Raw genomic sequence first — 24,453 nt, 5'->3', positions numbered from 1 at the left:
CCATCGGGGGGAGCGGCACGCTCATCCCACCACCTTGTGGCCGCGCCCGCGCAGGCACTGCGTGACGATGGCCTCGCGCCGCTCTGATGCGTTCACCGCGCTGGCCACGCCGCCCGCCAGCGCCCCGGCAATGGCCCCGCCGATCGCGCCTTCGGCCGTGTCGGTGCTGTCGTCCAGCGCGCCCAAGACCGCGCCCGCCCCGGCGCCAAGGGTCGCGGCCGCCATGGTTTCCTGATCGAATTGCTTTTGATTGCGAGCGAGCGTCTGGCATTCGGTCAGGTCGGCCTGAAACGCGGGCGTCGGCGCGCCGTCCAGAATGGGCGTATACTGCGCACCGCTCTCGGCGCAGGCCGTCAGGGTCCAAGCGGCGGCGAAAATGGAAATCGTAAACAGTTTCATGTCTTTATCCTTGGTCATCAGAAGTGATGGCAGGGACATAAACCACCGCGCGGCCCGGCGGCATGACCGCAGAGATCAGAAATTTGACCGCATGGATCAATCTCTAGCGGTCACCGCGAAAGGCCGTGGGGCTTTGGCCCGTCCACCGCTTGAACGCGCGCACAAAGGACGACGCCTCGGAAAAGCCCAGCAGGTAAGCCGTCTCGTTGACCGACACCTTGCGCGCGGTCAGATAATCCCGCGCCATACGCGCGCGCAGGCCGTCGTGAATTTCGGCAAAGGTGACGCCTTCGTCCCGCAAACGGCGATAGAGCGTCTGGCGGCTGAGCCCCAGATCGCGCGCGACGGTATCCATGGACAGCGCGCCTTGGTGCAGGTTCGGCAGGATATGCGCCTCGATGCGGTCGCGCAGGCTGTCCGAGTGGCGCAACTCCGCCAGCATCTGATCGGCGTGGCGGGTAAAGACGCCAAAAGCATAGGCGTTCCCCGGCTCAAAGTCGCTGTCCTCGGTCGCCCAGATCGGGTCAATCCGCAGCGCATTGCGGGTGGCGTTGAACTGCACGGGGATTTGCAGCAGCTCGGGGTAAAGCTCCGCATGGGGCGGCGGCGCATAGCTGACCTCTAGCGCGATGGCAAAGGTGAGGCTGGGGAACGAGCGGCGGAACTCGCTGATGAACCGGGCAAAGGACGCCTCTAGCTGCAAATACGCCGGGCCGTCGACGATCAGGTGATCCACCAGCCACAGCTGGCCGTTTTCGTGCCGCAGCTCGAACCGGTCGCGCCCGGCCAGCCCCGGCGTCTCGGCCATCAGCAGCAGATAGCGGTTGAGCTGCTCGATGGAATGGGCCAGCGAGGCCGAGCTGTGCACGATCTGCCCCACGACGGACATGGTCTCTAGCCGCGAGTCCAGCGTGTGGCGCAGCAACAGGGCGGTGTCGCCGGTGGCTTGGATGCCCGCCGCAATCAGCGCTTGGTAAGCGGTGACGGGCACGCGGTTATCCTGGTCGGCCAGGTCCGCCTCGGCCAGACCGGTGGCGGCCAAAAGCACCTCGCGCGGGGCCCCTCGGGCGACTGCATAATCGAGCAAGCCGGACACAAAGCCAGCCGCCATCATCTGTTGCGTCATCGAAAAACTGCCTGAATTCCAATCGAGGCAAAGCCTAGAGCATCTCGAACACCGCTGCCAAGGCCCGCCTGCCCAATCCACTAGGCCACGGCGGACAGGCCCGCATCCAGCGCGTCGATGATCTTGGCCGCTTCGGTCTCGGACAGGATCAGCGGCGGCGACAGGATGATATTGGGGCCAGAGACCCGCACCATAACGCCAGACTCGTAGGTTGCGCGATGCACCGCGCCGATCGTCGCCTTGTCGATGCCGGTCTTGGTGGCGCGGTCCGATACCAGCTCCAGCGCGGTCATCAGCCCGTGCCCGCCGCGCACATCGCCGACGATCTCGTGCTTGGCCATCAAGGCTTGGACGCCCTCGAACAGCTGCGCCCCGCGGGCGGCGGCGTTGTCCTTGACGTTCAGACGCTCGGTTTCCTTGAGGCAGGCAATGGCCGCCGCCGCGCCCACCGGATGCCCCGAATAGGTGTAACCCGACCCGATCGCCGCCTTGCCGGTCGTGTCGGCCTCGAACACTTCGGCGACCGCGCCGCCGATCATCACCGCGCCAAAGGGGAAGTAGCCGTTGGTAATTGCCTTGGCGGTGGTCATCAGGTCCGGCTGCACCCCCCAGTGGCGACTGCCCGTCCAATCGCCGGACCGGCCAAAGGCGGTGATCACCTCATCGGCAATGAGCAAAATGCCGTGCCTGTCGCAGAGCTCGCGCACGCCGGGCATAAAGCTGGGATGCGGCGGGATCACCCCTCCGGCGCCCAGGATCGGCTCCATGATAAAGGCGGCGATGGTTTCTGCGCCCTGAAAGGCGATCTCGTCCTCCAGCGCAGCAAGGCACAGCTGCGCGAGCTTTTGCGGGTCAGTCTCGTTGAACGGGTTGCGATAGGGATAGGGCGCGGGGATGTGGAAACAGCCGGGCATGAGCGGCTCGTACTGGGTGCGAAAGTTGGCGTTGCCATTGACCGACGCGCCCAGCGTATGCGTGCCGTGGTAGCCCTTTTTCAGCGACAGGTATTTCACCCGCCCCCCCTGCCCGCGCACCTTGTGGTACTGCCGCGCCAGCCGCAGCGCGATCTCGACACTGTCCGAACCGCCCGAAGTGAAAAACGCCCGCGTCAGCCCGTCCGGCGCAAAAAAGGCGCGCAGCATCTCGCCCAGCTCGATGATGGCGTCATTGGTGGTGCCGCGAAAGATCGAATAGAACGGCAGGCGGTCCAGCTGGGCGGCAATGGCCTGTTTCACAGGCGCGCAGGAATAGCCAAGGTTGACGTTCCACAGCCCGCCCACCGCGTCGATCAGCCGGTTGCCATCCACGTCGATGATCTGCGCGCCCTCGCCTTCGACGATGATGTCGGGGGGATTGGCCTGACTGTCCGCCGGATGCGCCATGGGGTGCCAGATGCTGCGGGCGTTGTGCTCTTTGAGAAAGTTTGCGTCTTTCATGGCGTCCTCTTGGGCTGGGCGATTTTGGGCGGGTTGCGCGTACCCTAGGCGCAAGGTCCCGCGATTGACAGAGGGTGCGGCGGGCGGCATTGTGGCCGCCAAAGGGCTTGCGACGGGGGCGGCCTATGCGCAATCCGACCATTTTGATCGTCGGCACCTATGACACCAAATCGGACGAGCTTGGCTATCTGGCCGAGGTGATCGGCGCGCAGGGCGGCGCGGTTTTGACCATGGATGTCAGCGTCTTGGGCGATCCTGCGATCCCCGTTGATCTATCCAAACACGCGGTGGCAGAGGCGGCGGGCGCATCCATCGCGCAGGCCATCGCGAGCGGCGACGAAAACCGCGCCATGCAGACTATGGCCAAGGGTGCGGCGACGCTGGCGCGCGATCTGCACGCGGCGGGGCGGATGGACGCGGTGATTGCCCTTGGCGGCACCATGGGGACCGATCTGGCGCTGGATGTCTGCGCCGCGCTGCCCTTGGGGGTGCCCAAATACATCGTGTCCACGGTCAGCTTTTCGCCGCTGATCCCGCCCGCACGGATCGCCGCCGATGTGCAGATGATCCTCTGGGCCGGGGGGCTGTATGGGCTGAACCCGGTGTGCAAGGCTTCGCTGGCGCAGGCGGCCGGGGCGGTGCTGGGCGCGGCGCGGGCGGTGCAAAGCCCAGCCCTGACTGCCCTGACGCCCGAACTAAAGCGCCCGCTGATCGGCATGACCTCGTTCGGCAAAACCGTGCTGCGCTACATGGTTGCGCTGAAACCGGCGCTGGCGGCGCGGGGCTTTGATCTGGCTGTGTTCCACGCCACGGGCATGGGCGGGCGCGCCTTTGAAAGCCTTGCCGCGCAAGGGGCGTTTACCGCCGTCATGGACTTTGCCCCGCAGGAGGTCGGCAACCACATCATGGGGTCCGCCGTCTCTGCCGGAGAGGACCGCCTGACCAACGCAGGCCGCAGCGGCACCCCGCAGATGGTCTCAATCGGCTGCTACGATCTGGTGGATCTGGTGGGCTGGCACCCCGTCCCGGACAAGCTGAAGGGCCAAGAGCTGCACGCCCACAATCGCCTGCTGTCCTCGGTGATGATGACCCATGCGCAACGGCGCGAAATGGCCCGTGCGCTGTGTGCCCGCCTTGCCTTGGCCACCGGGCCAATGACCTTTTTGATGCCCTTGCACGGCGGCAACGAATGGGATCGCCCCGGCGGGCCTCTGTCCGACCCCGAAGGGCTGGCGGCCTTTGCCTCGGAAATGCGCGCGCACTGCCCGCCCAACGTCGATCTACAAGAGCTGGACTGCCACATCAACGATCCCGCCTTTGCCAAGGCCGCGCTGGACCTGTTCGACGCGTGGTGCGCCAAGGGTTTGATTGCCTGACGTTTTTGCCCAGTAGGGCAGACGGCGCGAATCGCCTTATCATCTTTAAATTGCATTTTTACTTATACGATCACCATTTGAGGGTAGAGGTTTTGGAACAGGACCTATGTCTGGAAGTGCGTCTCTTGGGGGGATTTGATTTTCGGATCGCCGGGACAAACATTGCAGCAGGGCTATCCCCCTGCGACCAAAGACTTTTGGCCTATCTGGCTTGGAAATGCGGCGCGCGGGTGGGGCGCGAACGCCTGACAGAGGCGCTGTGGCCCGATCTGCCGCCCAAACGCGCGCTGCGGGCGCTGAACACGTCGCTTTGGCGCATCCGGCGGGCGATCCGCGCCGCCAATCATCGCGCGCGGGTCTATCTGGTGACCAGCGGGACGGACGTGATGGTGCTGGGAGGCGATCATGTGCGCTCGGACGTGGCTGAGGTTGAACAGCTGTCCGCCGAGGTGCTCGCCCTGACCGCGCCCACCCCAAGCGATGCGGCCCCAAGCGATTTGGCCCCTCGCGTCGAAGCCGCCCTTGCGCAGCACAGCGGCCCCTTCTTGCCGGAGGTCTACGACGACTGGAGCCACCCCACGCGCGAGATGCTGCGGATGCGCTACGCGGTGCTGCAAGAGTTCGTGGTGCAAACCGCGTTGCGCTGCGAAAACTGGCCCAAGGCGCGGCTCTTTGCCGGGGCGATCCTTGCAGAAGACCCGCTGAACGAAACCGCGCACCAATGGCTGATCCGCTGTTCGCTGGCGACGGGGGATTTGGCGCGGGCGCGGGCGCAGTATGACACCTGCAAGGACGTGCTGCACCGCGAGCTGGGCGTGGCGCCCCTGCCAGAGACCACCGCCCTGTTCGACACCCGCGCGGCCCCTCGGATGGCGCGTGCACCGCACCGCGCCGCAGGCTTTCGGCGCGCGCTGGACAAGCTTGACGCCGCCCGCGCGGCGCTGATCCGGCTTCAGGCGGACATCTGACCTCACATCCTTTGACACACACTCTTGCAAGGGCAGGCCCGCAGACGGCCTGCCCTTTTTCTATGCGCGCCGTTGCGACGGACAGTGGCGAATTTCCCAAAGGATTTCAACGCCGTGATTGGCTCGTGACTCGGCGGTGACTTTGCCGGGATCGGCCCGCGCTAGCCTAAAGCGAATCGACCCAAAGCAGAACGCAGGACCCATGTCAGATGCCAGGCTTACCAACCGACGCAGTTTCATCCTCCGGTTTCTACGGGCTCCGGCCCAGGACGCGCCGCAGACCGCGTGGTGCGGCATGATCGAAACCGCGCCGCTGGACCATGACGACAGCCCGGTCACCCGCGGCTTTCGCGATCTGACCGAACTGCCAGAGCTGCTGGTCGAGATTGTCCATCACACCAAAGGGAGCACGCGCCAATGAACCGGGACCGGATGACCGAATTTGCCAATTCGTCCTATCGCGCCATGCAGCTGGGCCTTGCGCCAGAGTTGCGCGGCCTGAGGGACCACGAGATCGAAGCCCTCGTCGAAGAGGTGCTCGCCGGGGCCACCGCCGAAGAGGTCGAAAACTTTGCCCGCTCGCTGCGCCAATTCGGCAAGGCGGCAGGCCCGCTGGCGGCCAAGGCTTTGCCCGGCGTGGTGTCCGGCGCGACCACGGGCGCGGCGGCTGGGCCGTGGGGTGCGGTGATCGGCGGCGTGGTGGGCGGGGCAACCAGCCTGCTGGCGGGCGGCGGCAGCGGCGGCGGCAAGGGAAAACCCCGGCGCCCAAGCCCACCCAGCCCGAGCCAACCCAGCCCGACGCGCCCCGCCGGGTCAGCGCCCAGACCGGCCCCCAGACCCGCCCCGCGTGCCCCCGTTCAGGCGGGCCACGATCCGGCGGTCGAAGCCACCGCCCGCCTGCTGCTGCTGCTGGCACGGCCCGAGGTGCAAAACGCGCTTTTGGCCCTGCTTATGGGCAACGCCGGACGCCGCACTGTGCGCGCCAACGGCGAGAGCCTTCCGATTGAAACGGTGGCCGAGGCGCTTGCCTCTGCCTCTGCCGAGGTGGTCCACGCCACGCGCCCCACCCCGCTGCATGACACGCCCCCCACAAGGAGACTGCACGATGTCCGATAACGCCCTGCACACCGGCTCTGCCAAGATGGATCCGGCCGCCGCCATGGCCCTGTTCCAGACCCTGTCCAAGGGCGGCGACGACGCCTCGCCCGAGAGTTTGATCCGCCTGCTGGGCAGCCAGTCGAATGACCCCACCGCCTCTATGCTGGCCTCGATGCTGATGGAGGGGCTGGGCGACGACGAAGAGGAAGAGGATGACGCGGCGGACGACAGCTTTGCCGAGATCGACAAGCTGCTGGCGCTGGCCGAGGACGACACGCTACCCCCGGACGCCGCCGCGCCAGACCAGCCCGACACGGCCGAGCTGGAGGCGCTGCGCGAGCTCAACGACACGCTGGCCGATGCGCTGGGGGCCTGCCCGTCCTGCTGGGGGGGCGAGCACGCCTGCCCCGACTGCGGCGGCACCGGCGCGCCCGGCAGCCGCCTGCCTGACAAGGCGCTCTTTCACGAACTGATTCTGCCTGCGGTGCGGCGGATCAATCAAACCCGGCCCGCCGGGCAGACACAGGCACCGCGGTCCAAGAAACCCGCAATCCAGGAGAAGCAAAATGGATGATCTCGAACTGTATGACGACGCTCTGGTGATCGACGGCGACTACCACGCCTTTGACGAGGACTACGACGACGATGACTTTGACGAGGATGAGTACGACCCCGAGGACGCGCTCGAATCCATGCTCGACGACGACTATGACGAGGGCGAAGACCTTGGCGAGCTGTTTGGCATTGGCAAGCGCCGCCGTCGCCGCAGACGGGCCAAAAAGACCGCCGTCACCACGGCCAAGCGCGCCCGCGCCAATGTGACCAACATCGCCAAGGCGAACACCAACATCCAGCGCAACGCCATGGGGATCAAGCAGATCAACAGCCGCCTGGCGTCGGTCAATCGCCGTGTCGGGGCCAACGCCCGCGCCACCCGCATCCAAAGCATGCAGATCCGCAAGATCAACAAGATGCAAAAGGCGCTGGGGGTGATGGAATTCGTGCAGGCCTATGACGCGGCGAACAACCAGATCGACATCTTCCAGCTGCTCAAGGGCGCGGTCGCCTCGGGGATGCTGGGCGGCGGCAAGGGCGCGATGCACAACCCCTATCTGCTGGGCGCAGCGGGCCTGTTCCTGCGTGCGAACAACGGCAACTTCGGCGGGCTGCTTGGCTCTGACGTCAAAACCTGAGTGACCGGAAAGGAGAGTTGAGATGCCTTTGACAATCCCACTCAAGACCCGCGCGCCCTTGCAGGTCTTGTCGCTTGGCCGGTCGGGAGTCCCCCGCACCACGCTCGAGCGTCAGATGCTGCGCGCGGTGATCGGAGGGGTCGCGATCTGCGACCCCGGCAAGGCGGTCGAAAAGCTGGAGGCCAGCAAGGGCGACCTGATCGGGGCCACCATCAAAGAGGCCGATCTGGCCAAGCTGTTCGACGCCATCGAGGCGGTCTGGGATGACCCTTCGGCGGCCCCCGAGCTGACCAAGCTGGACACCACCGTGGCCCGCGCGCTGGACACCAGGGCCGCCTATGTGGCCGCCGTCCGAGAGCGTGCGGCCAGCAATCAGGCGGTGCTGGCGGCAGGGCTGGCTTGGGCGGCGGCGCTGGACGTGGCGCAGCTGGCCAGAACCGCCGATCTGGTGAACACCGAAGTGCAGCTAAGCCGCATTCCGACCTTCGAGAAAAAGCAGGTCGCGCTGGAGCAGCAGGTCACCGATCTCCAAGCCGAGTTCACCCAGCTCAAGGCCGAGATGACTTCGCTCAAGAAGAAGTCCGCCAGCGCTCCCGGCCCAGCGTGAGCGCAGGCCGATGACACAGGCGACCGCCCCCTTTGCCACAGGCTTGGCCCCGGATCTGTCTTTGGACATGAAGCCGGACGAGGCCCGCACCTCTGGCCCCCGCCAGACGGTGTCGGTGCTGGCCAAGCTCAGCGGCAAGGGGGCGGTCCCGCCCGGCGCGCGCATCGTCACCCGCTTTGGCGAGATCGCCGCGCTGGAGGTGCCGCGCGACCGTTTGCCCGCCCTGACCGCCTCGGAGGCGGTCGAGAACATCGAACTTCCGCGCCCGCTGCGCGCCGCACGGTTGGCCGAGCCACTGGCCCCGCGCCCCCGGCAGGCCGCGAACACCCGTCGCCCTGATGGCGTCACCGCCACGGGACGCGGCAGCGTAGTAGCGGTGCTGGACTGGGGCATCGACTTTGCCCACCCGTCGCTGGTGCGCCTAGCGCCCGATGGAAGCCCGCGCACCCGGCTGCTGGCGCTGTGGGACCAGCGCGGCGGCGACAGCGCGGCCAACCGCTGGGGCTATGGGCGGATCTTTACCCGCGCGCAGATCAACGAGGCGCTGCAAAGCCCCGATCCCTACGCTGCGCTTGGCTATCACCCCGGCAGCGCCGACACGCGCGATCGCCGCACGGGGCGGTGGCAGGGCGCGCACGGCACCCATGTGATCGACATTGCCGCCGGAAATGGCCGGGGCGGCGGGCCAGAAGGGGTCGCCCCCGAGGCCGACCTGCTGTTTTGCCATCTCGCGCGGACGCAGCCTTTGCTCGGGCCGGGATCGCTGGGCGACAGCGCCAATATCGTGCACGCGGTGGATTGGTGCCTCGAGGCCGCAGGCCCGCGCCCCATCGTCATCAACGCAAGCCTCGGGGCGCACAATGGCCCGCATGACGGCAGCAGCTACGCCGAACAAGCCATTGACCGCGCGTTGGAACTGGCGCCGGGGCGGGTCATGGTCAACAGCGCGGGCAACTACTTTCGCCGCGCCGCCCACGCCAGCGGGCGCGTCTTGCCGGGGCAGCCCGCGACGCTCCGGCTGGCGGTGCCGCCGAACGATCCGACCCCCAGCGAGCTGGAGCTGTGGCACGCGCCCACCGACCGCTTTATTCTGCGCCTGCGCCCCCCCGGTGGCGGGCGCGGCCTGTCCCTGCGGCTTGGGGCGCGCGGCGCGCTGCGACTGGGCGGAGAGGTGATTGGGCAGGTCACGTATGGCCCGCAGAACAACGGCGACATCGCCTTTGGCCTGATCTTTGCGCCGAACGCGCCCGCGGGCATCTGGTCGCTGACGCTAGACCCCCAGCAGCTGACCGATGGGCGCTACCACGCGTGGATCGAACGCGACAGCGGGCTTCAGCCGCGCTTTGTCGGCCCATCGGTCGATCAGAACTACACCACCGGTACGATCTGCAACGGCACCAAGACGATCACCGTGGGCGCGGTGGACACCACGGCGCGCGGCCTGCGGCTGGGGCCGTTTTCCAGCAGCGGTCCGACCCGTGATGGACGGATCAAGCCCGAACTTGTCGCCCCCGGCGTGCGCATTGTGGCGGCACGGTCCGCCCCACCCGGCGCCCCGCCCGGTGCGCGACACGTCGCCAAGAGCGGCACCAGCATGGCCGCGCCCCATGTGGCTGGCACCATCGCGCTGATGCACGAATGCCTTGGCCGCCCGCTGCCCATCGACGAGATGCGCGCGCTTTTGTTTTCCACGCTGGCCCACCCGCAGGTTTCGGGCGCATCGGGTCAGCACACGCACAGGCTGGGTCATGGCCTGCTCGACATCGCCGCCGCCGAACGCGCTGCCCGCGCCGAGGCCGCAAACCACACAGAACAGGAGGTTAACCAGATGGACTTTCACACCGACGAGATCCCCGATTGGGCCGAGCCCGCCGCGCAGCCCCGCCCGGCTATGGGCAGATTTGCGCCCGAAGCCCTGCACAGCGATCTGGACGCCGACCTCTGGGCGGAGTTTTCCCAAGACGAAGCGGCTGCCAACCCGTGGCACGCCGCCCCAGAGGACACCCCGCAAGACACGGTGATCTGGCCGTGGGATGCGGCAATCGACGACAGCTATGACAGCGCAGAATGGCACGACGATCCAGACACCGACGACGCCGTCGAAAGCGCCTATATCTGGGACACCGCAGCCCCCAGCCGCTATTGCATCTACCGCAACGAGGTCGCCCGCATCGCCCGCGAGGAGCTGGCCAATTGGCACGGCCAGACCGAAGCGGACGCCGCCCGCCTGCCCGCGCTGATCCGCTATTGGCAGGCCACGGGCCGCAGCGCTGACGCCGCTCAGGACATGGCGCGCCGCTCTGCGGCGGATACCTCGCCGTGGAGCGCGGCCTTTATCAGCTACGTGGTCCGCCAGGCGGGCATCACCTCGGCGGATGGGTTTTTGTTCAGCGGCGCGCATATGCGCTATATCGTCGGCGCCCTGCGCAACCGCGAACAAAGCCTGACCGACCGGCCCTTTTGGCTCTTGGACGCGCGTGAGCTGGTCAACGAGGTGCAGCTGCAACCGGGCGATCTGCTGTGCTTTAACCGCACGGCGCGCATTCGCGGGCGGCGGGTGGCGACCAATCACAGCTATTCCAGCCTGCGCCAGCAATACTGGGACGGCGAGAACCACGCCATCAACCCGGTCTCTGCGGAAAACACCCGCCGGCGGGTCATCGCCTCGCATACCAGCGTTGTCGTGGGCACCCGCCAGACCGACAGCGGCGCGGTGGTGCAGTGCATCGGCGGCAACGAAAGCAACACCGTGCGCCTGCGCGAATATCCGATCAACGCCAGCGGCGGGCTGGTCGATCCGGGCGCGGCGCGGATCTTTGGCGCAATCAAGATGACGGGGTGCTGAGATGGGCTATTCCCGCAACCGCTTTGACGCGGCACATTCCCTGACCGAGGCCACCACCGTCGCCGATGTTCTGTCCGAGATGGACGGGCAGATGGCGCAGGTCCGCACGGTTTACGCCACCACCCGCGCCGATAGCAGCGCGGTGACCTTTGCCGCAGGCAGCACCCACCGGATCGAGGCATGGAACGGCAGCGGAGCCCTCGCCACCATCGACGGCGCAGAGGTGCCCAAAACGCTGCTGCTGCCCGCCCCGCCAAGCGCGCCCGGCGTGCGCCGCTATCGGGTGGGGCTGGATGGCCAGCGCCGCGCCATCGAAAAGGTCGAGGCCCGCCTGACGGGCCGCCTGCCGACCGCCGAGCGCACCCGCCTGACCGACTTGCTCGCGGCCAAGCAACGCATCTTTAACACGATGTGGGTGCGCGAGATGATGTACAACCGCTTTGACGCCGATATCGCGCGCTGGACGCAGCACTATAACGCCGCGCTGTCGCCCGCGACGCCGCTGGACCCGAACATCCCCAAGTCGATCTTTTACCAGGAAAGCCGGATGGGCACCCATGGACGGTTCCTGATGCCGCCGCCCTACGGGCTTGGCGCGGGGCAGAACCACCCGGTCATGAGCCGCTACAACATCGGGCAGGCCATCGACAGCTATGGCCCGCAGCAATGGCTGATGATGCGCGAAATGGCCCCGGCGCTGGCCAGCGGTGCGGGCCTAGATGCGCTGGCGTCTGGCAACCGCTGGCATGGCCTTGGCAACAGCGAGTACGAGCAGCGCTTTGGCTTTAGCCGGGTGCTGCTGACGTTCTTTGCGGCGCGCTCGGGCGGGCGCAACCTGATGGGGGCGCGTGATGTGGATCTGCATCTGGATTATGCCTTTTGGATCAGAACGGCGATCCGCTGGCTGTTCGTCAAAAAGGGCACGCGCAGCTGGGCCGACGCGGTCAAGCGCTACAACGGCTCTGGGGCCAGCGCCGCGCGTTACCGTGATGCCGTCCTGGCGCGCGTTGGGGCCGCAGATGCCTTTCGCGCAACGGACCAGGCGTCCGAGGACACCCCGACCCAAGCCAACGCCGACGGCGCGCGGCTGTCATGGGTCGACATCACCCGTATCCCGAATTCGAACGGGGTGCAGCAGGTGTTCTACCGGCTCGACGGTGCCCCGGAAATCGGGGTGAAGCCGGGCAACGAAAGCCACGCGATCTTTAACCTCAAGGTCGAGAACACCAACAGCGTCTACAACCACAGCAACGTGGAAACCCGCGTGCGCCTGTTCAAGATCCACCGAGGCCGCGAGCTCGAACAGGTCTACCCCGCGCCGGATGCCTCGCCCAGCTGGAACGTCGCCCGGCAAAGCGACCTGGAGGACGAGAGCAGCGCCATCATCCCCATCCGCTTTCCGCGCCACATCCTGCAAAAGGCTTACGCCCCGGATTATCCCATGGCCCGGATCGAGGTCGAGTACCGCTGGCGCGAAGTGAACCAGTTTGGCGGGCGCTATCATGCCGCGCGCACCGGGCTGGACTTTGTCCTCGTTGCCCCGGACGAGTTCATGTTTCAAGAGCGCAAGCACGTCACGCGGGTCGATTTCAGCAAGCTGCCCGCCACCGGGGGTGATGAAATCAAACGCAAATTCTGGGTGCCGCTGCGCAGTATGCAGTTCAACCGCTACATCCAGGGGGGCGATCAGGTGCAATTGACCATTAGCAGCAGCGTCACCCGGACCGCCAGCGCGGCGGCCTCCTCCAGCAGCACTCAGGGCAGCTCGCAAACCAGCGGCACGTCAACCACCAGCGGTTTTTCGTCGACCACGTCGGTCAAACAGACGCAAGAGGCCAGCCTCAAAGCGGATGTGAAAATCGGCGAACTGGGCGTTAAAGGCATGATGGAGCACGGCCTCAGCATGACCCATTCCTTTAGCCGCACCAACAGCCGCTCGCGCACCGTGTCGCGCAGCCTCGCGCGGTCGATCACCAACGCGCAAAGCTACGCCACGGCCAATGCGCTGACCTTCCGCAGCAGCTTTACCTATGGCCCGCCACCCGCCGTCGGCACCCGGCGCACAGGGCAGGACCGCGACATTTCGCTGGGCGTGTCGTTGGCGCCAATCGTCGATTACTACGAGGTGCCCTCGGTGCACTTTGACAAGGTCAATCAATACGGTCAGGTGACGCGGCGCCGCGAAAGTACGACGCTGGTGCCCTATGTGGTCAAATGGCGGACCATCGTGCACCCCGATTGACGCAGGCTAGGTCGTCTCGCCGCGCACCAGTTGCGTGCCAAGATCTACGTGGGTGTCCGGCGCAGGCTCCGCCGACAGCAAAAGCTGCGCCGCGGTCTCGCCGATCTGGCGGCGCGGCGACAGGGTTGTGGTGATCTGCTGCGGCAGCGCCTGTAGGAACGACAGCCCGTTGAACCCCGCCAGCGCCACGTCTTGCGGCACGCGCAGCCCATTGGCGAGACAGTGCATCAAGCCCCCCGCAGCGAGATCGTCATTGGAATAGTAGATCGCTTGCGGCGCGTCGCTGGCCATCACCTCGGCGGTCAATCGCCGCCCCAGCGCCATCGAAGACCCCTCTGCGGCGATCCGCTGGGCAATGATCTGCGCCCCGGCCTGCGTGACCGTCTCGGCAAAGGCGTGCAGACGTTTGGCGGCGCGCAGGTCTTGGCTGTTTTGGCTGGCGATATAGGCGATGCGGCGATAGCCTTTGTCCAGCAGATGGCGGGCCATGTCGTGCCCGGCGCGCGCCTGGGAAAAACCGACGCAGGTCTGGATCGGATCGCCGTCCGTATCCATCACCTCGACACTGCGCACCCCGGTTTTGGCCACCAGCTGCCGCAGCGCATCGCTGTGTTCGAGCCCCGACAGGATCAAGCCTCTGGGCCGCCACGACAGCAGGTCCAAAACCACGCGCGCCTCGTTCTCGGGGTCATAATCGCTGACGCCAAAGACCGGGCGAATGCCTTGCCCGTCCAGCGCAGCGCTGATGCCTTCGAGGACTTCGGTGAACACGCGGTTGCCCAAAGTCGGCACGACCACCGCCACCAGCGGGTTGTCATAGGTCGCGATCCCTCCGGCCAAGCGATTGTGAACATAGCCAATTTCCGCCGCCGCCGTCATGACCTTGGCGCGCACCCTGTCCGAGATATAGCCCGTCCCGCGCATCACCCGGCTGACGGTCATCTGGCTGACCCCGGCCTTTGCGGCGACGTCGTGCATGGTGGGTTGGGTCTGGGTCATGCGCGGTTTTTCCTGTCAGGCGTTGACTTGTGTTTACGTAAACACATACAGAGTGTCACCATGTGTTTACGCAAACATGCCGCGCCGCACGGCAGAAGGGAAAAGCAGCCATGAGCAAGATTGCCGTAATCGGGTTGGGGTCCATGGGGTATGGCATGGCGCAGTCCTGCCTGCGCGCCGGGCATGACACCTGGGGCGTGGATATCAACGCCGACGCCATGGCGCGCTTTGCCGCAGAGGGCGGACGCGCAGGCGCCCTGCCCGCAGATCTCGACATCGCCATGATCGTGGTTCTGAACGCGGCCCAGACCGAAGCAGTTCTATTCGGCGAGACTGGCATCGTGGCCGACCTGCCCAAGGGCGCCGTGGTCATTGCCTGCGCCACCGTCCCGCCGGAATTCGCGCTTAAGATGCAAGAGCGCTGCGCCAAAGCCGGAGTTCTCTACCTCGATGCGCCGATCTCGGGCGGGTCGGTCAAAGCGGCCAACGGCCAGCTGTCGATCATGGCCTCGGGCAGCGCTCAGGCCTTTGCCGCCGCCCGTCCCGCCTTGGATGCCACCGCCGAAACCGTGTTCGAGCTGGGCGACTCCGCAGGCGCGGGCAGCGCCATGAAAGCGGTCAACCAACTGCTCGCCGGGGTGCATATCGCGACCATGGCCGAAGCCCTGACCTTTGGCATGACCCAAGGCGTCACCCCCGATAAATTCGTCGAGGTCATCAGCAAATGCGCCGGCTCCTCCTGGATGCTGGAAAACCGCGCACCGCATATCGTGGACGGCGACTACACCCCCCGCAGCAGCGTGAACATCTGGCCGAAAGACCTTGGAATCGTTCTGGATATTGCCAAGTCGGCGCAGTTCAGCGCCCCCATCACCGCCGTCGCCTTGCAACAGTTCGTGGCCGCTGCGGGCATGGGCTTTGGCGGTGAAGACGACGCCGCCGTGGCCAAGGTTTATGCCCGCAACGCTGGCCTGACCCTGCCGGGAGAGGACGCATGACAACGGTTCTGGGCTGCATCGCCGACGACTTTACCGGGGCTACTGATCTGGCCGGATTACTGGCGCGATCTGGGGTCAAAGTGTCCCTGCGCATGGGCGTGCCAGACGCGCCGCCGCAGGACACCGCCGCCTTTGAGGTCATCGCACTCAAGTGCCGCACCGCCCCCGTAGCGGAGGCCGTGGCCGAGTGCCGCGCCGCGCTGAAATGGCTTCAGGCCGCAGGCGCGCAGCGGTTTTTCTGGAAATACTGCTCGACCTTCGATTCAACCTCAGAGGGTAACATCGGCCCGGTCGCCGAGGCGCTCATGGCCGATCTGAACGCCGATCAGACCGTCTATTGCCCCGCCTTCCCGGAAAATGGCCGCGCGATCTTTATGGGGAACCTCTTTGTCGGGCGTCAGCCCCTGGCCGAGAGCCCGATGAAGGACCATCCGCTGACCCCCATGCGCGACAGCAACCTGATGCGTTTGCTGGAACCGCAAGTGACCCAGCCTGTGGGCCTCGTGGATCGCTTGACCGTCGCCAAAGGCGCAAAACCCGTGCGCGATGCCCTCAACACGCTGAAAACACAAGGCACGGCCCATGTGGTGCTGGACGCCGTGGCGGACGACGACCTTTACATTCTGGCCGAAGCCTGCCGCGACATGCCGCTGATGACCGGCGGCAGCGCCATCGCCATGCCCCTGCCCGCGCTTTACCTCAAGGACGGGACCCTGCCCGCCGAAGAGGCGGACGGCGCGGTCCGCCCCTTGGTGCCGAAACGCAGCATCGTCTTGTCCGGCAGTTGCTCGGCCATGACCAACGCGCAGGTGGCGCTTTATCGCGACAAAGCCCCCAGCTACCGGCTCGACCCACTGGAACTGGCCGAGAATGGCCCGCAGGCGGCGCTGGACTGGTTGGCGCAGCAGGATCTGCACGACGCGCCCTTGATCTACGCCACCGCAGACCCCGCCAGCGTCAAGGCGGCGCAAGAAAAACTCGGCGTCGCCAAGGCGGGCGAGATTGTGGAAAACGCCCTCGCAACGCTGGCCGTCGCGGCCCGCACCCAAGGCGCGCGGCGCTTTGTCGTCGCCGGGGGCGAGACCTCGGGCGCGGTGACCAAGGCGCTGGAGGTGACCCGCCTTGACATCGGGGCCGAGATCGCGCCGGGCGTGCCGTGGTGCTTTGCCACCAGCGCCGGCGAAACCATTGCCCTGACGCTGAAATCCGGCAACTTTGGCGCGGAAACCTTCTTTACCGACGCATTGGAGCGGCTGACATGAGCGCCGAGGCCCGCCTGCGCGAGCAAATCTGCCTGCTGGCGAAAAGCCTCTTTGACCGAGGCCTGACCCACGGCAGCACTGGCAATATCTCGGCCCGCACCGAAGATGGCGGCCTGTTGGTCAGCCCCACGGGCACCAGTTTCGGCAGGCTCGACCCAGCGCGACTGTCGCGTTTTGACGGGACAGGCAAGCTGATCGGTGGCGACAAGCCCACCAAGGAAATGCCTTTGCATACAGCCTTTTACGACACGCGCAGCAGCGCCGGGGCGGTTGTACACCTACACTCATGCCACTCTGTCGCCTGGTCGATGATGCCCGAGGTCGACCCCGACAACCTGCTGCCGCCGCTGACGCCTTATGGGTTGATGAAACTGGGCAAGGTCAAGCTGTTGCCGTTCTTTTTGCCCGGTGATCCGGCCATGGGCGAAGCCGTGCGCGGGCTGGCGGGCAAACGCTCGGCGGTGATGCTGGCGAACCACGGCCCCGTGGTGGCGGGCGCCGATGTCGAGGCCGCCTGCAACGCCATCGAAGAGCTCGAAGACGGGGCGCGGCTGGCGATGATGACCCGCGGCATGAACGCCCGCGCCCTGACGGACGACCAGATCAAAGCCGTCGTGACCAAGTTCAACGTGGAGTGGGACGCATGAAATTTTCCGCAAACCTTGGGTTCCTGTGGACCGACCGCGCTTTGCCCGATGCCATCAGAGCCGCCAAGGCGGCAGGCTTTGACGCTGTGGAATGCCACTGGCCTTATGATGTCCCCGCCGCCGAGGTGGCGCAGGCGCTGGCCGAGACGGGCCTGCCGATGCTGGGCCTCAACACACGGCGCGGCGATGTAGCGGGGGGCGAGAATGGCCTTTGCGCCCTGCCCGGTCGCGCATCCGATGCCCGCGCCGCCATCGATGAGGCGTTAACCTATGCGCAGGCGACCGGCACCGGCGCGGTGCATGTGATGGCGGGATTCGCCAGCGGGGACGAGGCGCATCAGACCTTCGTGGACAACCTGCGCTACGCCTGTGACGCCGCCGCGCCCTTGGGGGTGACGATCCTGATCGAGCCGCTCAACCGCCACGACGCGCCGGGCTATTTCCTGACGACCACCGATCAGGCCCGCGAAATTATCACAGAGGTCGCGCGGGGCAATCTGCGGCTGATGTTCGACTGCTACCACGTGGGCCGCACCGAAGGCGACGTGGTCACGCGCTTTGCCGATCTGCAAGGGGTCATCGGCCATGTGCAGTTCGCCTCAGTCCCTACACGCGGTGCGCCGGATCAGGGCGAGCTGGACTATGCCTTTGTTTTCAAGGCCATTCAGGCCGCAGGATGGGACAAGCCGCTGGGCGCGGAATACAAGACGCAGGGGGACACGGACGCGTCCCTGAACTGGATCAAAACCTTGGCTTAAGCGCTGCGGCGCTTGGCCTCTGCGGGCTGTTTCGCCATGCTGAGCGCTTCGTCCAGCACATCCGTATCGCCAATGTGGTTGGCGAGGATCAACACCATGCGGGCGTTCAGCGTCGTGCTTTCGACGTCGGACAGCCCGTCATGCGCCGCCAACAGCCGTGCGTAGAAATCGTCCGGATTCGGAATATTCGGCTTGGTAATAACTTTACCCATAGTACCCCCTGTCACTCTTATACGAGACCGCCCAAAGGGCTGACTCGGGACAAGTTTAGCGAGTTAATGGGTTAACGTCATCCCATTCTTGGTAAAGCATTTTGCAGAAGCAGCATTTCAACCTTTAGGCGCTGCGCAGCCTGCCTGCGCCAAAGGCGCTGAGCAAGACCAGCAGCGCCGCCGTGCCAAGACAGGCGGGCAAACCGCCGATCTGGTAGCTGAGGCCGGACAAAAGCGTGCCAAGCAGCCGCCCCGTGGCATTCGCCATGTAATAAAAGCCCACATCCATGGTCACCCGCTCGCCGCTGGAAAAGGCGAGGATCAGGTAGGAATGCAGGCTGGAATTGACGGCAAAGATCGCGCCGAACAGCAAGAGGCCCGCGATGATGGCCGCTGTCAGCCACGGCGCCGGGGTGCCCGCGGCAAAGGTCAGCGCGGCGAGGATCGCGGGGATCGCCACCAGCGCCAGCGCCCAAGTGCGGGCGGCGGCGATGATCTCGCCTTCGGGGCGGGAGGTGGCGCGCAGCAGCTTTGGCGCGTAGCCTTGGACCACGCCGTAGAGGATCGTCCAGACTGCCATGAAGCTGCCGATTGTGAAAAACGCCGTGCGGTTTCCGGCTTCGGAGCCGTCCGACAACACCGCGTAGAAATAGACCGGGATGCCCACCACGAACCACACGTCGCGCGCACCAAACAGAAAGATCCGCGCAAAACTGAGCCAGTTGACGTTGTGATCCTTAGAGAAAACGGCGCTGAACTTGGTGCCTTTTTTGCCGGTGGGCAGGCCTTTGGGCATTTTCAGCGCCACGGCGGTGAGGATCAGCGCGAGGATCGCCGCCATGCCGAGCACCGCCGAGGTGAAGCCTGCGGTGGCCAGCAGCGCCGCGCCGAGCAGGAAGCCTGCGCCTTTGACCGCGTTCTTGGAGCCGGTTAAAGCCGCGACCCATTTGAACAGCCCGCCCTGCCCGCTGGGGGCAAGCAGCTTGACGGCGGATTTGGCGGACATCTTGGAGAGATCCTTGGCCACGCCCGAGAGACCTTGGACGCACATGACGTAGATCACCGATGCGCCGAGGCCCCATGTGGGATCGAGTTGCGACAGGGCTATGAGGGCCGCGACCTGGAGCGACAGGCCCACGTAGAGCGTCGAGGTCAGGCCAAAGCGCGCGGCGATCCATCCGGCGGAGAGGTTGGTGACGATGCCCGCGACTTCGTACAGCAGGAAGAGATAGGCCAGTTGCACCGCGCTGAAACCCAGCGTGTGGAAGTGCAGCAGCACCAGCATCCGCAGCGCGCCATCGGTGAGCATGAAGGCCCAATAGGCGGCGGTGACGGCGATGTAGGCGGCGAGGGGGCGGGAGGCGGGCTGCTGCATTGGGGATTGTGCGCTTTGAGGCGGGGTGGAGGGGGCGCTGCCCCCCTGCCCTTTGGGCATTCCCCCCGGGATATTTTTAAAGAGAAGAAGCCGGACGGGCTTAGAGGGAGGCGGCGACCATGTGGGCGACGTCGGCGAGGCGGTGAGCGTAGCCCCATTCGTTGTCGTACCAGGCGTAGATTTTCACTTGGGTGCCATTGATGACCATCGTGGACTGGGCGTCGATGATCGAGGAGCGAGGATCGTTCACGTAGTCGGTGGAGACGAGGGGGCGTTCCTCGTAGCCGAGGATGCCTTTGAGGTCGGTCTCGGAGGCCTGTTTGAACAGGGCGTTGAGTTCTTCGGCGGTGGTGTCGCGGGCGACCTCGAAGACGCAGTCGGTGAGCGAGGCGTTGAGCAGCGGCACGCGCACGGCGTGGCCGTTCAGGCGGCCCTTGAGGTCGGGGTAGATCAGGGTGATCGCCGTGGCGCTGCCCGTGGTGGTGGGGATCAGCGAGTTGAGCGCAGAGCGGGCGCGGCGCAGATCCTTGGCGGGGCGGTCGACGATGGTCTGGGTGTTGGTCACATCGTGGATCGTGGTGATCGAGCCGTGCTTGATGCCGATGTTTTCGTGGATGACCTTGACCACCGGAGCGAGGCAGTTGGTGGTGCAGGAGGCTGCGGTGATCACGTTGTGCTGCGCCGGGTCGTAGGTTTCGTTGTTCACACCGTAGACGATGTTGGCGACGGGGCCGTCCTTGACCGGGGCGGAGACCACGACTTTTTTGACGCCAGCGGCGAAATAGGGCGCGAGGGCGCTTTGGGTCTTGTGGACGCCGGTGCAGTCGACGACCACGTCGACGCCCTCCAGCGGCAGGTCGGCCAGCGCGCAGGCTGTGTGGACAGGGATGCGGGTGCCGTCGATGGTGAGGCTGTCTGCGTCGTGCGAGAAATCCGCGTCCCAGCGGCCGTGCACCGTGTCGAATTTCAGCAGGTGGGCGTGCATTTCGGGGCTGCCGACCGCGTCATTGATCCACGCGATGTGATCGCCGTTTTCCAGCATCGGCTTGAGCACCAGTTTGCCCATGCGGCCCAGCCCGTTGATCGCGTAAGTGGTCATGAATGCGGTCTCCTGTCGTTCGTCGGGACGTCTTGCCCGGACTGCGTAACAGTTTCATGACGTAACGCGCGACAGGCGCAAAGAAAAAGGGGCGCGGCAGGTTTCCCCGCAGCGCCCCCTTTGGGATTTAGGCCAGCGAGGGCAGCCAGAGCACGATCGCCGGGAAGGCCACCAGCAGGGCGATGGTCACCGCATCGGCGATGAAAAAGGGCGTGACCCCGCGGAAAACGTCTTGGACCGTCAGATCCGGGCGCACGCCTGCGACGACGAAACAGTTGAGGCCGATGGGCGGTGTGATCAGGCAGAACTCGGCCATTTTCACCACGAGGATGCCGAACCAGACCGCGCACATGGGCCCCGACATGCCAAAGGTGCTGTCCGCAGCCGACACCATCTCGCCGCCGTTCAGGGCCATGACCGCAGGATAAACCACGGGCAAGGTCAGCAGCAGCATCCCGATGGCGTCCATGAACATGCCCAACACCGCGTAGCCCAGAAGGATGCAGATCAGGATCAGCATCGGGCTATAGGGCAAGCTGTTGATCCAGTCGGAAAACGCCGTCGGCAGGTCCGCAAAGCCAAGAAAGCGCACGTAGATCAGCACCCCCCAGATGATCGAAAAGATCATGATCGACAGTTTCGCGGTCTCGATCAGCGCGTCTTTGAGCTCTGGCAGGCGCATCCCCCGGAACACCGCCATGAGAAAGACGATGAACGCGCCAATTGCGCCGCCTTCGGTTGGGGTGCCCCAGGCGTCTCCGCCGAAGGGGTTGTAAACAAAGAAGATGATGATGACGACCACCGCGACGATGGGCAACGCGGGCGGCAGGCTGGCAAAGCGTTGCTTCCACGTAAAGCCCTTTACCGGGGGGCCAAAGTTCGGCAGCACCAGCGCGAGGCCGATGATCAGCCCTGCGTAGATCACCGCCGAGAACATGCCGGGGATGAAGCCTGCCAGCAGCAGCTTACCCACGTCCTGTTCGACGATGATCGCGTAGATTACGAGGATCGCCGAGGGCGGGATCAGCGAGGCCAAGGTGCCGCCCGCCGCCACGACGCCCGCCGCGAAACGCTTGTCATAGCCGACTTTGAGCATCTCGGGGATGGCGATGCGGGCAAAGACCGCCGCCGTGGCCACGCTCGCGCCCGACACCGCCGCAAAGCCTGCGGTTGCAAAGACCGTCGACACAGCCAGCCCGCCCGGCACCCATGCGATCCAGCGCTTGGCCGCTTCGAACAGGGCGCGGGTTAGCCCTGCGTAATAGGCGAGGTAGCCGATCAGGATGAAGGTGGGGATCAGGCTCAGCGCTTGGGATGAGACCTTGCCGTGGGGCACCTGCCCCGCCGTTTTCACCGCGACCGTCAAGGCCCAGGTGAAATCCTCTGGGTCGTAGCCCTTTTTCGCCCAGAAGATCCAGATCAGGCCGACAAGCCCCGCAAAGGCCGCCGCAAACGCGACCCGCATCCCCAAGACCACGAGCAGGAACATGCCCCCGGTCACCCAGAGGCCGATTTCAATGCTGTCCATCAGTCATGCCCCTGTACTTGGTCCGCTTCCAAAGCGGCTTGTTCGGCGGCGCTGAGCACCATGGGCACGGCGACGGGTTCACTCAGGCCCAGCAGAAACGCCCGCCCATAGCCCCACAGTTGCAACACCAGCCGCAAGCACATCACCGAGAACGCCACCGGCACCACCAGCTTGGCGGGCCAGATCGGCAGACCGATGTCGATGGAGCTGTCGCGGCTCCAGTTCGGTTTGCTCATGTCAAAGCTGCGGTCGAAATGCGCCCAAGTGCCCCAGACCAGCAGCACCATCAAGATCAGGATCGCCAAGGTGGTCAGGAACTCGGCCAGCCATAAAGGCCGCCCCTTTAAGGCACCAACAACGATGTCCATCCGAATATGCCCGCCCGTGCGCTGCACGTAGGAAATCCCGAAAATCGCGATCAGGGGCATGGCCGCCTCGATCCAGTCCACATAGCCGCGCAACGGCTCGTTGAACAAATTGCGCCCCGACACGGAAATCACCGCCAGAACCATCAGGGCAAACGCCCCAAGGCCGGAGACAAACGCCATTTTGCGCTCGACGCTTTCCAACCCACGATCCAGCCGGGACAACACGCTGTCATCGGACAACACCGACGCATGTCCTGCCATCTGCCTCTCCCCCAAAGGATAAGGGGCCGCCGAGGCCGCGCTAGCGATATGCCATGCGCCCCCGGCGACCCCGAAGTGTCGTTCGCCTTAATTCGCGCGCGTGTCTTCGAGCGTCTTGAAGACCAAATCGTAGAGTTCCTGCGCGGGCAGACCCTGCGCGCTCATCTCTGCGATCCAGGCGTCATGGATCGGCTTGCCCGCCACGTCCTTGAACTTGGCCAGCTCTTCGTCCGAGATCATGACCTTGGTCACGTTCTTTTCGGCAAGCACTTCGTCCCAGCGTTGCAGCAGCGCGCCGTAGTTGGACAGGTAATAGTCGATGGCCTCTGGGACAGAGCTGTCGAGCGCCTCGCGTTCCGCATCGGACAGCGACTCGTAGGCGTCGATGTTCACAACGACCGGGCAGTTCACAGTGCCGGGGTTGAGGTTCGCCGTCCACCACGCCGCCTGGTTGATGGTGCCAAAGGACAGGTGCGCGTGCTGGGCAAAGGCCACGGTGTCCACCACGCCCGATTCCATCGCCTGATAGGCTTCGGACGAGGTCACAGAGGTCGGCACGCCGCCCACCGCGCTGAACGCCTTGCCCAGACCGCCGGTGGCGCGCACGCGCATCCCGTCGAATTCCGCCAGCTCGTCGCGCGGCTCGCCGGTGCCCACAAGGTTGTACTGCGGCATGGGCGAGGTCATCAGCATCTTGGCGTTCCACTGTGCCATCTCGTCGGCCACCGCCGGGTGCGCGTAGATCGCATGGCTGACCGCCACCTCTTCGTCGAGGTTGGCAACGCCTAGGAACGGCAGTTCCAGCACGGTGATCGCGCGGTTCTTGTCGGCGTGATAGCCCGCGCAGAACTGCGCCATCTCGAACGCGCCGATGCTGATCCCGTCAAGGTTCTCGCGGTTCTTGGACAGGCCGCCGTAGCTGATGTTCATGGTGAACTCGCCACCCGTCTTTTCCGAAACAAGGTCCGCCAGTTTGTGGATATGCTCGGTAAAGGCGCGGCGCTTGCCCCAGACGGACACGTTCCATTCGGTGGCGGCTGCTTCGGTGACAAAGGTGCACGCAATCGCGGTGCACAGCAGTTTTGCTGCAATCTTGGACATCATAATCCTCCCCTATTTGATGCCGGCGGTCGGCCCGCCTTGGGGCAGAGCCTAGTGGATCATTGCAAGGGTTCAAGCGCCTTTGGTCACAAAAGAGATTCGCGGGATGGATTTGTTAGCGGTATACAATTGTGCACCGCTGCGATTTGTCACACCTGCACAACCAGAGGCTTTGCAGCGGTTTGCGCGCCGCCCGCTAAATCAGCAAACTTTGCAAACCGGTCCGCAAGGTTTGAAAACATGGCAGATTTACGCCGATGGGCAAATTCCTTTACAGATTGCCAGCGCAATTTGAAAATTTTTTACAGCTAAGTCATTAATTTTCCGTCCTATATTTCAAAATTTTCGGAATGCGTTAAGGTGGCGTTAATTCTGGTGACGCTGCGGAAGCCGCGCCACCAGCTTAGCAATCCGCGAGGGAGGATCATTCATGACAGACCAGACACCGCAACAAACGCAGACCTACGCACCGTCGGCCGATATGGTCGCGAATGCCAACGTCGATGCGGCGAAATACGAAGAGATGTATGCGCGGTCCGTGTCTGATCCCGACGG

Annotated in this window: 24 protein-coding genes; 14 read left to right on the top strand and 10 right to left on the bottom strand. The window is 65.2% G+C overall.

Annotated elements, in window-relative coordinates; genetic code table 11:
- Window positions 1–21 precede the first annotated feature (21 nt).
- From B9A11_RS20355 to B9A11_RS20345, 3 genes are all read right to left on the bottom strand, one after another.
- Entirely contained in the window at window positions 22–399 is a 378-nt protein-coding gene (locus B9A11_RS20355) for a hypothetical protein (RefSeq protein WP_058249430.1), read from the bottom strand.
- 103 nt (window positions 400–502) lie between these two features.
- Window positions 503–1,525, bottom strand: coding sequence for an AraC family transcriptional regulator (locus B9A11_RS20350; protein ID WP_058249431.1), 1,023 nt, complete (start codon window positions 1,523–1,525; stop codon window positions 503–505).
- A gap of 80 nt (window positions 1,526–1,605) precedes the next feature.
- Window positions 1,606–2,961 (bottom strand): aminotransferase class III-fold pyridoxal phosphate-dependent enzyme, encoded by a 1,356-nt coding sequence (locus B9A11_RS20345; protein ID WP_058249432.1) that lies wholly within the window; start codon window positions 2,959–2,961, stop codon window positions 1,606–1,608.
- A gap of 125 nt (window positions 2,962–3,086) precedes the next feature.
- On the opposite strand from B9A11_RS20345, the gene B9A11_RS20340 reads away from it, so the two are divergent.
- The 9 genes from B9A11_RS20340 to B9A11_RS20305 all read left to right on the top strand — a co-directional run bounded on the left by B9A11_RS20340 (window position 3,087) and on the right by B9A11_RS20305 (window position 13,290).
- Window positions 3,087–4,337 (top strand): Tm-1-like ATP-binding domain-containing protein, encoded by a 1,251-nt coding sequence (locus B9A11_RS20340; RefSeq protein ID WP_058249433.1) that lies wholly within the window; start codon window positions 3,087–3,089, stop codon window positions 4,335–4,337.
- Window positions 4,338–4,534: 197 nt separating this feature from the next.
- Window positions 4,535–5,305 (top strand): AfsR/SARP family transcriptional regulator, encoded by a 771-nt coding sequence (locus B9A11_RS20335; protein WP_058249434.1) that lies wholly within the window; start codon window positions 4,535–4,537, stop codon window positions 5,303–5,305.
- A gap of 202 nt (window positions 5,306–5,507) precedes the next feature.
- Window positions 5,508–5,726 (top strand): hypothetical protein, encoded by a 219-nt coding sequence (locus B9A11_RS21270; protein ID WP_143595956.1) that lies wholly within the window; start codon window positions 5,508–5,510, stop codon window positions 5,724–5,726.
- Window positions 5,723–6,421, top strand: a complete 699-nt coding sequence (locus tag B9A11_RS20330; RefSeq protein WP_058249435.1) for a hypothetical protein — start codon at window positions 5,723–5,725, stop codon at window positions 6,419–6,421. The genes B9A11_RS21270 and B9A11_RS20330 overlap by 4 nt, the downstream gene beginning before the upstream one ends.
- Window positions 6,411–6,977: a hypothetical protein gene (locus tag B9A11_RS20325; protein WP_058249436.1), complete on the top strand. Its 567-nt coding sequence runs from the start codon at window positions 6,411–6,413 to the stop codon at window positions 6,975–6,977. Before B9A11_RS20330 ends, B9A11_RS20325 begins: the two co-directional genes overlap by 11 nt.
- On the top strand, window positions 6,970–7,596 hold the full coding sequence (locus tag B9A11_RS22000) for a hypothetical protein (RefSeq protein WP_058249437.1): 627 nt from the start codon (window positions 6,970–6,972) through the stop codon (window positions 7,594–7,596). Before B9A11_RS20325 ends, B9A11_RS22000 begins: the two co-directional genes overlap by 8 nt.
- Window positions 7,597–7,618: 22 nt before the next feature.
- Window positions 7,619–8,203 carry a hypothetical protein gene (locus tag B9A11_RS20315; RefSeq protein ID WP_058249438.1) on the top strand — a complete coding sequence of 195 codons (585 nt, stop codon included), beginning with the start codon at window positions 7,619–7,621 and terminating at the stop codon, window positions 8,201–8,203.
- A 10-nt stretch (window positions 8,204–8,213) separates the two neighbouring features.
- Complete coding sequence (locus B9A11_RS20310; RefSeq protein ID WP_058249439.1) at window positions 8,214–11,048, top strand: DUF2272 domain-containing protein; 2,835 nt, start codon at window positions 8,214–8,216, stop codon at window positions 11,046–11,048.
- Between the two features lies 1 nt (window position 11,049).
- On the top strand, window positions 11,050–13,290 hold the full coding sequence (locus tag B9A11_RS20305) for a hypothetical protein (RefSeq protein WP_058249440.1): 2,241 nt from the start codon (window positions 11,050–11,052) through the stop codon (window positions 13,288–13,290).
- A gap of 6 nt (window positions 13,291–13,296) precedes the next feature.
- On the opposite strand, the gene B9A11_RS20300 is transcribed toward B9A11_RS20305, so the two are convergent.
- Complete coding sequence (locus B9A11_RS20300) at window positions 13,297–14,289, bottom strand: LacI family DNA-binding transcriptional regulator (protein ID WP_058249441.1); 993 nt, start codon at window positions 14,287–14,289, stop codon at window positions 13,297–13,299.
- A 110-nt stretch (window positions 14,290–14,399) separates the two neighbouring features.
- Between B9A11_RS20300 and ltnD the strand changes: the two genes are divergently transcribed.
- The 4 genes from ltnD to B9A11_RS20280 are packed head-to-tail and all read left to right on the top strand — an operon-like array spanning window position 14,400 to window position 17,954.
- Window positions 14,400–15,287, top strand: a complete 888-nt coding sequence (gene ltnD, locus B9A11_RS20295; protein ID WP_058249442.1) for an L-threonate dehydrogenase — start codon at window positions 14,400–14,402, stop codon at window positions 15,285–15,287.
- The gene (otnK, locus tag B9A11_RS20290; protein ID WP_058249443.1) at window positions 15,284–16,549 is read left to right on the top strand and encodes a 3-oxo-tetronate kinase; all 1,266 of its coding nucleotides are present in this window, start codon (window positions 15,284–15,286) and stop codon (window positions 16,547–16,549) included. Before ltnD ends, otnK begins: the two co-directional genes overlap by 4 nt.
- Window positions 16,546–17,196, top strand: a complete 651-nt coding sequence (gene otnC, locus B9A11_RS20285) for a 3-oxo-tetronate 4-phosphate decarboxylase (RefSeq protein ID WP_058249444.1) — start codon at window positions 16,546–16,548, stop codon at window positions 17,194–17,196. Before otnK ends, otnC begins: the two co-directional genes overlap by 4 nt.
- Window positions 17,193–17,954 (top strand): hydroxypyruvate isomerase family protein, encoded by a 762-nt coding sequence (locus tag B9A11_RS20280; protein WP_058249445.1) that lies wholly within the window; start codon window positions 17,193–17,195, stop codon window positions 17,952–17,954. The genes otnC and B9A11_RS20280 overlap by 4 nt, the downstream gene beginning before the upstream one ends.
- Here B9A11_RS20280 and B9A11_RS20275 read toward each other — a convergent pair.
- The 6 genes from B9A11_RS20275 to dctP all read right to left on the bottom strand — a co-directional run bounded on the left by B9A11_RS20275 (window position 17,951) and on the right by dctP (window position 23,898).
- Window positions 17,951–18,166, bottom strand: a complete 216-nt coding sequence (locus tag B9A11_RS20275) for a DUF2783 domain-containing protein (protein WP_058249446.1) — start codon at window positions 18,164–18,166, stop codon at window positions 17,951–17,953. The genes B9A11_RS20280 and B9A11_RS20275 overlap by 4 nt on opposite strands.
- Window positions 18,167–18,290: 124 nt before the next feature.
- On the bottom strand, window positions 18,291–19,541 hold the full coding sequence (gene arsJ, locus B9A11_RS20270; RefSeq protein WP_058249447.1) for an organoarsenical effux MFS transporter ArsJ: 1,251 nt from the start codon (window positions 19,539–19,541) through the stop codon (window positions 18,291–18,293).
- Between the two features lie 100 nt (window positions 19,542–19,641).
- Window positions 19,642–20,640, bottom strand: a complete 999-nt coding sequence (locus tag B9A11_RS20265) for an ArsJ-associated glyceraldehyde-3-phosphate dehydrogenase (RefSeq protein WP_058249448.1) — start codon at window positions 20,638–20,640, stop codon at window positions 19,642–19,644.
- A gap of 127 nt (window positions 20,641–20,767) precedes the next feature.
- Complete coding sequence (locus B9A11_RS20260) at window positions 20,768–22,168, bottom strand: TRAP transporter large permease (RefSeq protein ID WP_058249449.1); 1,401 nt, start codon at window positions 22,166–22,168, stop codon at window positions 20,768–20,770.
- On the bottom strand, window positions 22,168–22,797 hold the full coding sequence (locus B9A11_RS20255) for a TRAP transporter small permease subunit (RefSeq protein ID WP_058249450.1): 630 nt from the start codon (window positions 22,795–22,797) through the stop codon (window positions 22,168–22,170). Before B9A11_RS20255 ends, B9A11_RS20260 begins: the two co-directional genes overlap by 1 nt.
- An 87-nt stretch (window positions 22,798–22,884) precedes the next feature.
- Window positions 22,885–23,898: a TRAP transporter substrate-binding protein DctP gene (dctP, locus tag B9A11_RS20250; RefSeq protein ID WP_058249451.1), complete on the bottom strand. Its 1,014-nt coding sequence runs from the start codon at window positions 23,896–23,898 to the stop codon at window positions 22,885–22,887.
- A gap of 106 nt (window positions 23,899–24,004) precedes the next feature.
- On the opposite strand from dctP, the gene B9A11_RS21260 reads away from it, so the two are divergent.
- On the top strand, window positions 24,005–24,193 hold the full coding sequence (locus B9A11_RS21260; RefSeq protein WP_143595955.1) for a hypothetical protein: 189 nt from the start codon (window positions 24,005–24,007) through the stop codon (window positions 24,191–24,193).
- Window positions 24,194–24,453: the final 260 nt, after the last annotated feature.

The organism is Tropicibacter naphthalenivorans (assembly GCF_900176475.1).
Taxonomy (GTDB): domain Bacteria; phylum Pseudomonadota; class Alphaproteobacteria; order Rhodobacterales; family Rhodobacteraceae; genus Tropicibacter; species Tropicibacter naphthalenivorans.
The sequence above is the reverse complement of the archived record's forward strand: the minus strand, read 5'-3'. Positions and strand labels throughout refer to the sequence as shown.